15 protein-coding genes are annotated in these 11,976 nt (G+C 38.9%); 11 read left to right on the top strand and 4 right to left on the bottom strand.

All coding sequences use genetic code 11. From position 1 onward, the window contains the following. Positions 1 to 40 precede the first annotated feature (40 nt). Together IWX76_RS12885 and IWX76_RS12880 are read left to right on the top strand one after the other, a co-directional pair. Positions 41 to 571: a YfiT family bacillithiol transferase gene (locus tag IWX76_RS12885; protein WP_196860336.1), complete on the top strand. Its 531-nt coding sequence runs from the start codon at positions 41 to 43 to the stop codon at positions 569 to 571. 81 nt (positions 572 to 652) lie between these two features. Then, entirely contained in the window at positions 653 to 1,144 is a 492-nt protein-coding gene (locus tag IWX76_RS12880; RefSeq protein ID WP_196860335.1) for a DinB family protein, read from the top strand. Positions 1,145 to 1,149: 5 nt separating this feature from the next. Here the strand turns inward: IWX76_RS12880 and IWX76_RS12875 are convergent, their stop codons facing one another. Both IWX76_RS12875 and IWX76_RS12870 read right to left on the bottom strand, forming a co-directional pair. Beyond that, positions 1,150 to 1,764, bottom strand: a complete 615-nt coding sequence (locus tag IWX76_RS12875) for a hypothetical protein (protein ID WP_196860334.1) — start codon at positions 1,762 to 1,764, stop codon at positions 1,150 to 1,152. 171 nt (positions 1,765 to 1,935) lie between these two features. Beyond that, complete coding sequence (locus IWX76_RS12870) at positions 1,936 to 2,466, bottom strand: NAD(P)H-dependent oxidoreductase (protein WP_196860333.1); 531 nt, start codon at positions 2,464 to 2,466, stop codon at positions 1,936 to 1,938. Positions 2,467 to 2,564: 98 nt separating this feature from the next. Here IWX76_RS12870 and IWX76_RS12865 point away from each other — a divergent pair, with 98 nt between their 5' ends. After that, on the top strand, positions 2,565 to 2,927 hold the full coding sequence (locus tag IWX76_RS12865) for a winged helix-turn-helix transcriptional regulator (RefSeq protein WP_196860332.1): 363 nt from the start codon (positions 2,565 to 2,567) through the stop codon (positions 2,925 to 2,927). Positions 2,928 to 2,987: 60 nt separating this feature from the next. Continuing rightward, the gene (locus IWX76_RS12860; RefSeq protein ID WP_196860331.1) at positions 2,988 to 3,404 is read left to right on the top strand and encodes an SRPBCC family protein; all 417 of its coding nucleotides are present in this window, start codon (positions 2,988 to 2,990) and stop codon (positions 3,402 to 3,404) included. Between the two features lie 213 nt (positions 3,405 to 3,617). On the opposite strand, the gene IWX76_RS12855 is transcribed toward IWX76_RS12860, so the two are convergent. Next, positions 3,618 to 4,028, bottom strand: coding sequence for a winged helix-turn-helix transcriptional regulator (locus IWX76_RS12855; RefSeq protein ID WP_196860330.1), 411 nt, complete (start codon positions 4,026 to 4,028; stop codon positions 3,618 to 3,620). 104 nt (positions 4,029 to 4,132) lie between these two features. Here IWX76_RS12855 and IWX76_RS12850 point away from each other — a divergent pair, with 104 nt between their 5' ends. The 7 genes from IWX76_RS12850 to IWX76_RS12820 all read left to right on the top strand — a co-directional run bounded on the left by IWX76_RS12850 (position 4,133) and on the right by IWX76_RS12820 (position 9,750). Beyond that, the gene (locus IWX76_RS12850; RefSeq protein ID WP_196860329.1) at positions 4,133 to 4,837 is read left to right on the top strand and encodes a nitroreductase; all 705 of its coding nucleotides are present in this window, start codon (positions 4,133 to 4,135) and stop codon (positions 4,835 to 4,837) included. 26 nt (positions 4,838 to 4,863) lie between these two features. Further along, positions 4,864 to 5,607 carry an NADPH-dependent F420 reductase gene (locus IWX76_RS12845; RefSeq protein ID WP_196860328.1) on the top strand — a complete coding sequence of 248 codons (744 nt, stop codon included), beginning with the start codon at positions 4,864 to 4,866 and terminating at the stop codon, positions 5,605 to 5,607. A gap of 26 nt (positions 5,608 to 5,633) precedes the next feature. Next, on the top strand, positions 5,634 to 6,056 hold the full coding sequence (locus IWX76_RS12840) for an organic hydroperoxide resistance protein (RefSeq protein WP_196860327.1): 423 nt from the start codon (positions 5,634 to 5,636) through the stop codon (positions 6,054 to 6,056). A 60-nt stretch (positions 6,057 to 6,116) separates the two neighbouring features. Next, positions 6,117 to 7,025 (top strand): NmrA family NAD(P)-binding protein, encoded by a 909-nt coding sequence (locus IWX76_RS12835; RefSeq protein WP_196860326.1) that lies wholly within the window; start codon positions 6,117 to 6,119, stop codon positions 7,023 to 7,025. Positions 7,026 to 7,124: 99 nt separating this feature from the next. After that, positions 7,125 to 8,165, top strand: coding sequence for an LLM class flavin-dependent oxidoreductase (locus IWX76_RS12830; protein WP_196860325.1), 1,041 nt, complete (start codon positions 7,125 to 7,127; stop codon positions 8,163 to 8,165). Further along, complete coding sequence (locus tag IWX76_RS12825) at positions 8,162 to 9,289, top strand: NtaA/DmoA family FMN-dependent monooxygenase (RefSeq protein ID WP_196860324.1); 1,128 nt, start codon at positions 8,162 to 8,164, stop codon at positions 9,287 to 9,289. Before IWX76_RS12830 ends, IWX76_RS12825 begins: the two co-directional genes overlap by 4 nt. 170 nt (positions 9,290 to 9,459) lie before the next feature. Further along, positions 9,460 to 9,750, top strand: coding sequence for a DUF3861 domain-containing protein (locus IWX76_RS12820; RefSeq protein WP_196860323.1), 291 nt, complete (start codon positions 9,460 to 9,462; stop codon positions 9,748 to 9,750). Between the two features lie 1,088 nt (positions 9,751 to 10,838). Here IWX76_RS12820 and IWX76_RS12815 read toward each other — a convergent pair. After that, positions 10,839 to 11,882, bottom strand: coding sequence for a serine hydrolase domain-containing protein (locus IWX76_RS12815; RefSeq protein WP_196860322.1), 1,044 nt, complete (start codon positions 11,880 to 11,882; stop codon positions 10,839 to 10,841). Positions 11,883 to 11,976 lie beyond the last annotated feature (94 nt).

Below are 11,976 nucleotides of genomic sequence, written 5' to 3'. Positions count from 1 at the left end.
AATTATTTAAATTAGCGAGAACTTATATGCTAACTCAACCATGGAACTAGACATCGATAGCTTAAAATACCCCATTTCTACTTTTCAACAACCTGAACATCTAGATAAACTTCAAATAGAAGCATGGATTAGAAGTATAGGAGAATTTCCGCAGAAGTTGAGTCATGAAGTGAAGGGACTCTCTGAAAAGGATTTGGAGAAACAATACAGGCCACATGGGTGGACGATCAAACAAGTAGTTAATCATTGTGCAGACAGCCATATGAACAGTTTTATTAGGTTTAAACTGGCATTAACCGAAGATGTACCCACTATAAAACCTTATTACGAAGATCGCTGGGCGGAATTGCCTGATTCGAAAAATTTCCCTGTTGAGAGTTCATTGCAGCTGTTGAAGGGGCTGCATGAAAGATGGGTGCACTTACTTAGTAATTTATCAGACGAAGAGCTGGAAAGGCAATTCAAACATCCGGAGACAAATGAATTAATTTCTTTAAAAACTAATATTGGAATTTATGCCTGGCATGGTGAGCATCATTTAGCTCATGTGAAAAACGCGAAACTTAGATAGTACATAAGTTCACACTCGTTTAACATGGTAGTCACATCGATTTAAATTTTCGATATAATCGTGCATTTAAACAGACTTACAATGACAAGAGGTGAATTGATTGCTAACCGATTACGTGAAGTATTGCTTAACGGACAATGGATTGCCAACACGAATTATAAAGAACAGCTTCTCCATATTAATTTTAAGCAGGCCATTCAGAAAGTGGGAAACTTAAATACCATTGGGACTTTAACCTATCACATTAATTATTATCTGGAAGGGTTATTAAATGTATTTAAGGGTGGGAGACTTGAAATTAGTGATCAATATAGCTTTGACCTTGGAAACTTGCCGACTGAAGCAGATTGGAATAATTTAGTTAATAACTTTCTGAGCAATGCAGAGACATTTTGTAACCAAGTTGAACAATTTTCAGACAGCAGGTTAGACCAGGTTTTTGTAGAAGAAAAGCACGGAACCTATTTACGTAATATCGAAGGCGTTATTGAACATAGCTATTATCATTTAGGACAAATTGTTTTAATTAAGAAATTGATTGTGCAACAACAAAGTAGCACAATCAACTCCTGATTCACCTATGGAGTAAATTGTATTTTTTGAACCAAATACGCTGATCCGAATTTTTGCGGGTCGTGATTAACGGTAGCTTTTACCGATTTCCATTTAGGAAACTGGTTTGACAAGTAATTATTGCGCATTTCTAAAGCATTTTGCCATATTTCTTCCAGTTGACTCCTCACCGCGTCATTAGCATAGGTGAGTTGTATTTTATCAGATCGGATAAAATAGTCATTTCCTTTTTTATTCATTTGTATGGTTGGGCCGCCGGGGATGTAGGCTTGGATGATCTCAATTTCGAAAGGGTCATTTCCCGTGTGCTTTTCTTTAGCGACTGTGGCTAAATATTCATACCAATACGAAGGACTATCTTCAAGTGGAGTTTCCGTAAATACAAATTTGGCTTTTACCCGGTAAGTATAACCTGGCTGGCGGTCCTCAAAGTAGTATAGGGCGGCGCCTGCATCTTCCTTATTAGGTAATTTTAATATTCTGTCTTCAGTTGAACCATATTGATGGTTTACAAAGAGCTCTACTACTTGACCATTCTTAAGTTTTAGGGGGCCATGTAAATCTTCCTTGGCACAGGAGAGAAGGGCTACAGCGAGGAATAGTAAAATGTAATGTTTCATAAAGGGTTTATTATGGTTAAACAATATTTCAATTTTAAACTGGTAATTCGCTAAAAACGCTACAATTAACGAAAAATAATGAGGCTTCAGAAATATTGTTTCTTTGGGAGTTAACTGATATTTGGGTTGTGAAATAATACTTTCTACACTATTGACCAAAATCTCTTTGTTTTACAAAGAATCCAAAAAATCCAGATACAAATGAACACTTCTTTCTACCCATTCTTCCGACGCATTATACTCCATTCCATAGTAAGCAAATGGCGGCTGGTAATCAGCTTTAATATATTCAAAAGAAAGTTCAAATGGCCGAATCAATTCCTCTAGTGTATATTTATACTTTTCTGATGGACGTAAATCTTGTTCATCTACACCTAATGAAATGGCCAATGCAATTTTTTTGCCCGCCATCTTAAAGCCGCTTTTACTACCATAAGCCCATCCGTGTGTTAACACTTCATCGAGCCATTTTTTGAAAAACGCAGGACTATTAAACCAATAATAGGGAAACTGGAATACGATCTTGTCATATTGTTCAATCAATTTCTGCTCTGCTTCTACATTAATTTTTTCATCAGGATATACCTCATGTAACTGGTGGACATCGTATTTATTGGGGAATTTATTTAATTCTTCAATCCAGCGCTTGTTAACAATAGAACTATTAATGTCGGGATGTGTTACAATAACTAAGGTTTTCATTTTTATATTTTTAACGATCATGAGACGCAAAAATAGATGCTTAAACATAATTTTGTACATTGGTAACCCAGTGTGAGGTACTATAAAAAATGTAAGTGATGTCGACAATAAAAGAAAGTTCAACCAATTTTGCTAACAAAAAAGCATTAGCTGAGGAGTGTTTAGAGGTGTATTCGGCCAATATTATTGGTGGGCAGTGGGCTTTAGTGATCTGTTCATGGTTAATGAATGGAAAACTCAGATTTGGAGAGTTAAAAAAAAATTTGCCAAACATCACCGAACGCATGCTATCGCTTCAGTTACGTAAATTAGAAGCTGATAAACTAGTTAAGCGAACGATCTATGCAGAGGTTCCGCCGCGAGTGGAATACGAACTGACTCCAATTGGTTACGAATTGAGACCAGTAATTAATGAACTCGAAAACTGGGGGCAAAAACATAAAGATCTAGGAGAGGAGTAAAATAAGGTTTTTTTAATCGAACTTAGTGTACCAAGCTTATCAATAACTAATTAAGAAATTATGGATACCACAAAAATCACTGTACAAACCACTGTTTCAGCAGATAAATCAAAGGTTTGGACCTATTACACCATGCCAGAACACATTACCCAATGGAATTTTGCTTCAGACGATTGGCAATGTCCTGCAGTGGAAAACGACATGCGTGTAGGAGGGAAGTATAACGCTAGAATGGAAGCGAAAGATGGCAGTGTTGGTTTTGATTTTGAAGCCGTTTATGATGACATCCAGGAAGGTGAAGAATTCACTTATACGATGTTGGACGGCAGACAAGCCCATGTGAGTTTTAAAAATTTGGGTGATGAAACTGAAGTCACCGTAACTTTTGATGCAGAAAAAGAGAATAATGAAGAGCTGCAAAGAAGTGGGTGGCAGGCCATACTTGATAATTTTAGAAATTATGTAGAAGCTAATTAATTGCGCTTTTTATGTATTAACCATGGTTTAAATAAGTGGTCATGGTTAATGTGTTTGAGGGATTGGCATATGTAACGGTTAAAAAGAATTCGTGAATTTGGCAGAAACGAAATCATGAAAGCCTGTTCTTAACATTCCAAGAAATGACCCTTTTTTAATAATAGAGGGGATAACGGGAATGAATGATTTAATACCGTATCAGGTACAGCTTCATTATTTTACATTTAATTTGTTTATAGAGAATTCTTTATTAGTTGATTTATCTGATTCTAGTTCATTATCACTAAAAACTTTTTTACGATGGCTAATTCCCCAGTCTTTCATTGCATAAATGATCGGTGTTAACGTATTGGCATAAGGCTCGTGGGTGTATAAAATCCTAACAGGATAATCCCCTACCACAGTTCTTTTAATAAGTTTGTGCAGTTCCAGATCTTTTAGCTCTTTAGCCAAAACTTTCGGAGTAATGCCTGGTATACTTTCCTGGATATCAACAAATCTATCATTGCCTACACCGATAGAGACGATTATCGGAATCTTCCACTTACCGCTCAGTACATCCAAAAAATCCCGTACCGGACTAATGGTACTGATACAATCGCTATAACCTCTTTTAACTGCCATAATAGTCTTTTGAAAATAATAATTCGCTTTCCTTTAGGAAAGGACTATACAAAGTAAAGCATATTTTTTCGAAGTTTGCATATCCGATTTATCAATCTGTAATTATGGAAATAGCAACATCAGAAAGAATACAGCCAAATACCCAGGCCTTTAAGGAAGTACTACGCATTAGACAGTCCTGTCGGGGCTTCTTAGAAACATCAGTGCCAGATGAAATGATTGCCTCTGTTTTAGAGGATGCAAAATTGTCGCCCTCAAATTGCAACACCCAACCCTGGGAGACACATATCGTTTCAGGAGACAAACTTAAAGAACTGTCAGAGGCGCTTTTAAAAGAAAACGAAGCAGAGCGGTTATCTCCTGATTTAAGCTTTGATATGAATGAGTACCATGGTTGTTATCAGGAACGCTATTTCAACCTGGGTAAGACAATGTATGAAGGATTTGATGTTAAACGTGAGGATAAAGAAGGCCGAAAAGAAGTTTCAGATCTTAATTATAAATTCTTTAATGCCCCACATATTGCCATACCATTTATGCCGTCTTTTGGCGACAATGTCCGTGTAGGTGGAGATATCGGAATGTATGGGCAAACGTTTCTGTTATCTCTGACAGCGCATGGCCTTGCTGGTATCCCGCAGACATCGCTGGGCTTTTTTGCCGGTACCATAAGGGAAATATTGAACGTGCCAAGTGAACTTAAAATGTTGTTTGGAATTTCCTTTGGTTATGCCGACCCAAATGCACTGGGTAATTCATTCAAATTAGGGCGAGATCCAATTACAAGCAATGTCACTTTTCACCAATAATACAATAACATAAAAATAAGAAAAATATGAAAATAGGAATCATTGGAACAGGTGCCATAGGCAGTATATTGGCAGAGAAATTTTCTCAGGAAGGATACCAGGTAAAAGTAACAAACACCAGGGCAATGCCTGAGCTGGAAAAAATAGCCGCCAGTCTTGGCGCAACTGCAGCAACCATACAGGATGTGGTTAAAGACGTAGATGCCATCATTTTCTCTATGCCTTTCAATGCTTACAAAGATCTGTCGAAAGACTTATTGAAAGAGGTGCCACAGGATGTAGTGGTTATGGACACATCAAACTATTATCCATTCAGGGATGGTGAGATTGCCGAATTAGCGCAAATAACGGAAAGTGAATATATTTCCGGAATACTAAATCGCCCGCTAGTAAAAGTATTTAATAATATGCTTGAGGGCACCTTGAAATACAAAGGGAAAGCAGCTGGCGCAGAAGCTAGAGTTGCAATTTCTATAGCTGGAGATAACCCCGAACACAAAAAAGTAGTTGCCCAGCTGGTTGATCTTACAGGTTTTGATACCGTTGATGCAGGAAGCCTAGCCGAGTCCTGGAGACAGCAGCCCGGTACACCGGCCTATTGTACGGAATTGAATGAAGCCGAATTAAATCAGGCACTTGCTAACGCTGAAAAAGGAAAAGCCCCTGCGATCCGGGATTTTATCATGGACAATCTGAGACAGCTGGACGCCTGGCCTTCGTATGAAGATATTTTAGCGGGTAACCGTTTACATGAAATAGGAAAAGTGTAATTGAATAATCTCAAAAGCAAATAACAATGAAAGTTTTGTATACAGCAGAAGCGACTGCTACAGGAGGTAGAAACGGCCAAATTAAAAGCGACAATGGCGTTTTAGATCTACAGGTGAGAGCACCCAAAGCAATGGGTGGTGCAAATGATGATTATACCAATCCAGAACAATTATTTGCAGCCGGTTACGCTGCTTGTTTTGATAGTGCGCTGAACCATTCTATTCGCTTAGAAAAGGTTAAAACGGGTGAAACCTCCGTTACTGCAAAAGTATCGATCGGTCCTCTCGAAGGTGGTGCTTTCGGATTGGCAGTAGAACTTACAGTGAACATTTCAGATGTAACTACTGAAGAAGCTCAGCGACTTACTGAACGCGCACATCAAGTATGTCCTTATTCCAATGCTACCAGAAATAATATAACAGTGAGTCTTGTTACCACAAATGATTAAATCCCGAGCCGCCCGGTTTGCGGTGAACTAATTACAAATAGAAAAATAAAAATAATCCAAATGGAGAATAAGCAAAATCCAACAGTACTTATTTTAGGTGCCAGCGGTACAATCGGTAGTCAGCTGGTCAAAGACCTCGAAGGTAAACCTGTTAACATCAGAATTACTTCCCGTAAGCAGAATGAAGTTGAGCAACTTTGTAGCGACGGGAAAGACTGCAGGTTTCTTGACCTTGATGATCCAACAACCTTTGCGCTTGCTCTTGCCGGTGTCGATCGCGTATTTCTGCTAACAGGGTACACAGTTGGGATGCTTACCCAAAGTAAAACATTGGTGGATGCTGCAAAAAAAGCAGGTGTTAGTCACATTGTACATGTAGGTGTATTTGCGGAGTGGGATACGACCGATGCTCACTTTGCATGGCACCAGATGATCGAAAAATACATAGAGGCTAGTGGTATTGCCTGGACGCACCTTCATCCCAATATGTTTATGGAAGCCCTTACAGGTGCTTACTTACCAAAGGACCTTTCCTTCACCACTTATTGGGAAGATCGCAGGGTAGGTTATATTGCTTCCAGTGACATTGCTGCTGTGGCGGCGCAGGTTTTGGTAGATGGGCCAGATCGACATGCCGGTAAACATTACTGGTTAAGTGTAGAAAGCCATAATGGAAAAGAGATCGCTCAGCTTATGAGTGAGGTAACCGGACTTGATATCAAATGCAAAGAAAAAGGACTCGATGAATTTAAACAATTGATTGAAGCATGGATAGCTAACGGTGCTGATAGTTGGTATGCAAGCGCAAACATTGAATTTGTTAAGCAAATGCTTGATGGAAGAATGTCATACATGTCGATGGTCCAAAACGATATCCCGTATATCCTGGGAAGACCTGCAAAAACAGTCCGGGAGTTCTTGGCTGAAAATAAAGAAGTGCTGGTAATCTCGGCTAGTCAAAAAGGGTAGTTTGTTTTTGCACGCAATTCTTTGATTATTGCTTTATTAAAATAGATTTCTGGTTGCCAAACTAAACATAGGAAAGCAGCTTGTCTTAATTTGCATTATATGAAAACACAAGGTATTGTATACTCTATTTTAGAATTGGCACTTGTCCCAGAGGGCAGTACTATCAAACAAACGCTGAACGATTCCCTGGCTTTGGCCAAAGAAGCAGAGGCGTTGAGTTATAAAAGGATCTGGTTTGCCGAACATCACAATTCGGAGCATGTCGCTAGTAATGCGCCATCACTCCTGATCGGCTATGTGGCTGAAAACACCAAAACCATCAGAGTAGGTTCAGGGGGCATCATGCTTCCTAACCATTCTCCCTTAGTGATTGCGGAGCAGTTTGGTACACTGGCTCATTTGTATCCCGGCCGCATCGACCTGGGTCTGGGCAGGGCACCCGGTACAGACACTGCAACTGCCCAGGCTATCCGGTCAGATTTCATGCAGGCTGCCCATGCCTTCCTTAAGGAAATTGAGAAAATTCAAAAATACTTTTCTCTTGAAAACAGCGGTTCAAAAGTAAGGGCAGCTATTGCCGAAGGTACTGATGTACCACTTTATATATTAGGATCAAGCACTGACAGTGCACACTTAGCAGCACAAAAAGGCATGCCCTATGCTTTTGCCAGTCACTTTGCTTCTACGCATTTACTTAATGCCCTAGATATCTACCGTGAACAGTTTCAGCCGTCTGCAGTTTTGCAAAGTCCTTATATCATAGCCGGGATCAATGTATTTGTTGCAGATACAGATGAACAAGCTGAGCGTTTATTTACCACGCTGATCAGAATGTTCGTTGGCGTACTGACCGGAACTACAACCGCTCTGCATCCTCCAACAGCCATGACGGACGAACTGAGGAGTATGCTGCAACACCCGGCAGTACATCAAATGCTGAAATACTCCTTTGTAGGCAGCATGCAAACCGTTAAAGAACAAGTTCAGGCATTTTTGAATCAGACTAAAGTAGATGAACTTATTGTAGTCACCCCTACACATAGTCTGGAAGACAGAATAAAGTCGGTCAGGCTTTTTTCGGAAGTTATGAATAATATCAATGCAGAAGCTGCTCCTGCTAATCAAACAATTTATAAATGAGTAATAGAAAAAAATTAAAGCTTGCTGCTAATATCGATGGCATCGGCTGGAACTTTGTGGGCTGGCAGCATCCCGACATGCCCTCGGATGCCAGTGAGAATTTAGACTTCTATATCCAGCAGGCGCAGCTTGCCGAGGCTGCAAAATTCGATACGCTTTTCCTAGTCGATGTCAGTCATGTTGGTCCGGGCAATATCCCGCATTACTTAAGCATGTTCGAAGGCATGACTATCATGTCTGCCCTTAGCATGAAAACTGAAAAAATTGGTTTATCTGCCACCATTGCAACTTCCTATACCGATCCATACAACGTGGCCAGGCAGGTTTTGTCGCTCGATAAGATCAGCAAAGGCCGGGCTTCGGTGAACGCAGTAACCTCTAATCCCGGCGGCATGGTCAATTTCAGCCGTTGTCATTTAACAAAGGCTGACCAATACCCGATGAACAGGGAATTCATGGAAATCCTGATCGGGCTTTGGGATACTTATGAAGATGATGCTTTCATCCGTGATAAAGAACAGGGGATATACCTAAACCCACACAAAATGCATACGCTGAATTACCGTGGAAAGTATTTTTCAGTAGATGGGCCATTAAACTTAAGCCGCTCGGTGCAGGGCAGGCCGGTACTCTATACAGCTGGTAGTTCCGCTACCTTTATGGATCACGCGTCAAGCTATACTGACGGGGCCTTTATACACGGGCAAACGATGGAAGATACTATGCAGGTAGCAAATGGCATCAGGGCAAGATTGATTGAAAAAGGGCGTCGCCCGGAAGACTTTGTAGTGATCACTAACCAAAACCCTATTGTAGGCCGTACGGATGAGGAAGCGGTGGATAAATATAAGGAACTGCTGGCATTTAATCCAAGGAACAGCATACCGGCACCGCTCTTCTTTGGTTCGGCAGAGCGGGTCGCCGCTCAGGTGCAGTTATGGTATGAATCCGGCGCTATGGATATGCTGATGATCAGGCAGGACCACCCGCACGGATTAAGGGATTTTATAGAACTGGTGGTCCCGATCTTGCAGGACCGGGGTATTTACAAGACCGAGTATGAAGGGGACACCTTAAGAGAACATCTGGAGATTCCTAAGCCAGGATTTAGGAAAGTTGGATAAGAGTTCATTTGAGTCACCGCGTTAGCTTTAATTATGAATCAACTAATAGAAGCAATATTCGATGGCAATAATTGATTAGTACACTAAAACTAATTTCTGCGAATGCTCACTGACTATTTCCTAAATAAAACAATCGTCTAATTAAAAAAATAAAGAAATCAATGAATAACATGGAGAAGAAAGCACATCAATACAAATTAACTCTGGTCCATTTGAAAAACATAAAGGAAGAGGAAATGAACACACCTCCTTTGGAAATAGTGTTTGAGAATCACGATGATATATTCTCGATCATTGAAAGGACACAAGAAAAGAACTTCTTTGGCGATATAGACCAATCGACAGAGTTCGCCATCGGATTAAAGCTTTTTAGCGAAGTAATGCTAAAAAACCGTAATAACCCCTTATTTGAAGAGCTTGGGCCAGCCTTGGCTTTGTTTATGAAAAGGATTAAAAAGTAAAATGGAGATTACTATCGATCACTATTCCCTCGTTTTCTGAAAATATCAAACTAAAACATCAAAGTATCGTTGAAGAAATTATGCGATTTAACAATAAATTTTACACCGTGGTGTAGTCTATTTTCGTAATAAATATTTTTATCAAAAACTCATTATCAAAAATAGAAAAAACGGCTTTGATTAATGGAATGAGTTTATGATCTATTTATCAGGAAACGAGGGAATAAGGAGAAGGCTGCCACGAAAATAAATTGGAGCTCATCATGAAAATGAAGTAGTAATAGGGCATGGTGTATAATCGCAAAGCTCATATCTCAAGGGCACAGTAACATATATCTGGTCAACATGTTTTTTCTCGAAATTCTAATCTCTAGCTTCTGATGCTACTTTGTTTGATTTTTTGCATTACCATTAAATAAGGGATCAACAAAAATATTTCCAGGTTAATTGATCGCACCGGGGGCATGGTATTTTGACCATTCAAATATATATTGTGAAATAAAAACACGACCCATAGTATGAGACTTAACATTGCATCGACATATGCAATTTGAATTATTCTTTTATCCCGAGTCAAAAACGTAATTGCAACGGCAATTTTGAACAAATAGAGGAAAACAATCAATGTGCCTTTGGGGGACCAAGCCTCTCCTGATAATCCATATATACTCACTTCAACATCGTAAAATGGCATAGAACATATTACGCTTATTCCACGAACTAAGGAAAGGATAATCAAAAATTTAACAAATAGGGGAAGTTTCTGGTGTACTGTACTATTGATCATTCAATAAAAAATAATGCATTTTCGTCGATAGGAATGTGCTATCTTCTGAAGATGCTATAATCGGGTTAACTCTATTTGTTTTTAGTAATGCTTTGTATATACATAAATGTAAATATAAAAGTTGTTTACATGGATATAATACTTGCATATTCCTTAGAATAGTGTCTAATTTTCCTTATTTACATTTATATCACTATTCGGTCTATTTCTTAGACGATACCAAATAACCAGGATTTAATGATAATCATCAAGGGCAAAGTAAAGCTTTGATGGATGTGTTTAATGACACTTTGTGCTCGAACTAAAAAGAGGTTCTAACAATTTTTCTAATCTGATCATGAAAGTAGAACACCCGATTCATATCGGAAGGCGAAGGTGATATATTTTCAAGTATAACTATACTGACTTTGGTTTTCGGATAATAAATCATTGTTGAAATAAAGCCAGGGACATACCCGCTCATACTAAGTTCCGCTATACCATTCAGGTGATCTACTTGAATACCATCTGCATATTTTAGTTCTCCCCACCTATGAGGACGTATAACAGCATTAGTAATCATCATTTGGTAGGTACTGTCTGCTAAAAGCTTTCCGTTATGTAAACAATACATCCATTTAGCAAGATCGCCAGCATTGGAAATCATACCAGATGCAGGTACACCCATCACTGGCAAATCTAAAAGGTCTAATATATTTTCCTCCTGATACGTTGTATTTTCGGTTTCAGAATGACCCTTTACCAGTTTTTTATTGTTACTCGTTCTGCCAGGCCCAGGTGGGACTGTAGATGATTTCATATTGCAGCCTTTAAATAGGTCTGCTGTTAGTGCTGCATAAGTCTGGCCTGACGTTTTTTCTATGATCTTACCTAAGATAGCGTAATTAATATTCGAATATGAAAACTTGATCCCAGGTTCATAAGTCAAATTTTTATCCCAATCGGTAATACCTGATGTATGATTTAGTAGTTGCTGTACAGTTACTGAATCTGCCCAACTTTGTTTAAAATCTGGTAAATAATAACGGATAGTACGTTGAGCTTGTATACGCCCCGCCTGAATTTCCTTTAATAGTAAAGTTGCAGTAAACTGCTTACTAAGAGAACCAATAAGGAACTGATCATCAATATTTAGGGTAGTTTTTTTTATTAAATCGCTGTATCCATGACTTTTCTCGTAAACAGAGCTGCCATTTTTTGAAATCAGGATAACTCCATTAAAAAACCTTGGACTTGTAACCCGGATAAGTGAGTCAACAGATTTACCTAAGTTAAATTGAGAAAAACTATATTCTGAAAATAGAGATAATAAGAAGAATGTCGAAAAAAATGTAAAACGATTCATGGGCTAAGTAACAGATTGAGTGCGTAAGTTACTTTTTCGCTTTAACTTAATTCCTTACTTGTTGTGAAATTGGTTCTATTTATCATTTAACCGT

Source organism: Pedobacter sp. CAN_A7, assembly GCF_015752175.1.
In the GTDB taxonomy this organism is placed as follows: domain Bacteria; phylum Bacteroidota; class Bacteroidia; order Sphingobacteriales; family Sphingobacteriaceae; genus Pedobacter.
The sequence above is the reverse complement of the archived record's forward strand: the minus strand, read 5'-3'. Positions and strand labels throughout refer to the sequence as shown.

Excerpts from the sequence above, each read along its gene's own strand:
- IWX76_RS12885 (WP_196860336.1), top strand. The coding sequence starts at position 41 with ATGGAACTAGACATCGATAGCTTAAAATACCCCATTTCTACTTTTCAA.
- IWX76_RS12880 (WP_196860335.1), top strand. The coding sequence starts at position 653 with ATGACAAGAGGTGAATTGATTGCTAACCGATTACGTGAAGTATTGCTT.
- IWX76_RS12875 (WP_196860334.1), bottom strand. The coding sequence starts at position 1,764 with ATGAAACATTACATTTTACTATTCCTCGCTGTAGCCCTTCTCTCCTGT.
- IWX76_RS12870 (WP_196860333.1), bottom strand. The coding sequence starts at position 2,466 with ATGAAAACCTTAGTTATTGTAACACATCCCGACATTAATAGTTCTATT.
- IWX76_RS12865 (WP_196860332.1), top strand. The coding sequence starts at position 2,565 with ATGTCGACAATAAAAGAAAGTTCAACCAATTTTGCTAACAAAAAAGCA.
- IWX76_RS12860 (WP_196860331.1), top strand. The coding sequence starts at position 2,988 with ATGGATACCACAAAAATCACTGTACAAACCACTGTTTCAGCAGATAAA.
- IWX76_RS12855 (WP_196860330.1), bottom strand. The coding sequence starts at position 4,028 with ATGGCAGTTAAAAGAGGTTATAGCGATTGTATCAGTACCATTAGTCCG.
- IWX76_RS12850 (WP_196860329.1), top strand. The coding sequence starts at position 4,133 with ATGGAAATAGCAACATCAGAAAGAATACAGCCAAATACCCAGGCCTTT.
- IWX76_RS12845 (WP_196860328.1), top strand. The coding sequence starts at position 4,864 with ATGAAAATAGGAATCATTGGAACAGGTGCCATAGGCAGTATATTGGCA.
- IWX76_RS12840 (WP_196860327.1), top strand. The coding sequence starts at position 5,634 with ATGAAAGTTTTGTATACAGCAGAAGCGACTGCTACAGGAGGTAGAAAC.
- IWX76_RS12835 (WP_196860326.1), top strand. The coding sequence starts at position 6,117 with ATGGAGAATAAGCAAAATCCAACAGTACTTATTTTAGGTGCCAGCGGT.
- IWX76_RS12830 (WP_196860325.1), top strand. The coding sequence starts at position 7,125 with ATGAAAACACAAGGTATTGTATACTCTATTTTAGAATTGGCACTTGTC.
- IWX76_RS12825 (WP_196860324.1), top strand. The coding sequence starts at position 8,162 with ATGAGTAATAGAAAAAAATTAAAGCTTGCTGCTAATATCGATGGCATC.
- IWX76_RS12820 (WP_196860323.1), top strand. The coding sequence starts at position 9,460 with ATGGAGAAGAAAGCACATCAATACAAATTAACTCTGGTCCATTTGAAA.
- IWX76_RS12815 (WP_196860322.1), bottom strand. The coding sequence starts at position 11,882 with ATGAATCGTTTTACATTTTTTTCGACATTCTTCTTATTATCTCTATTT.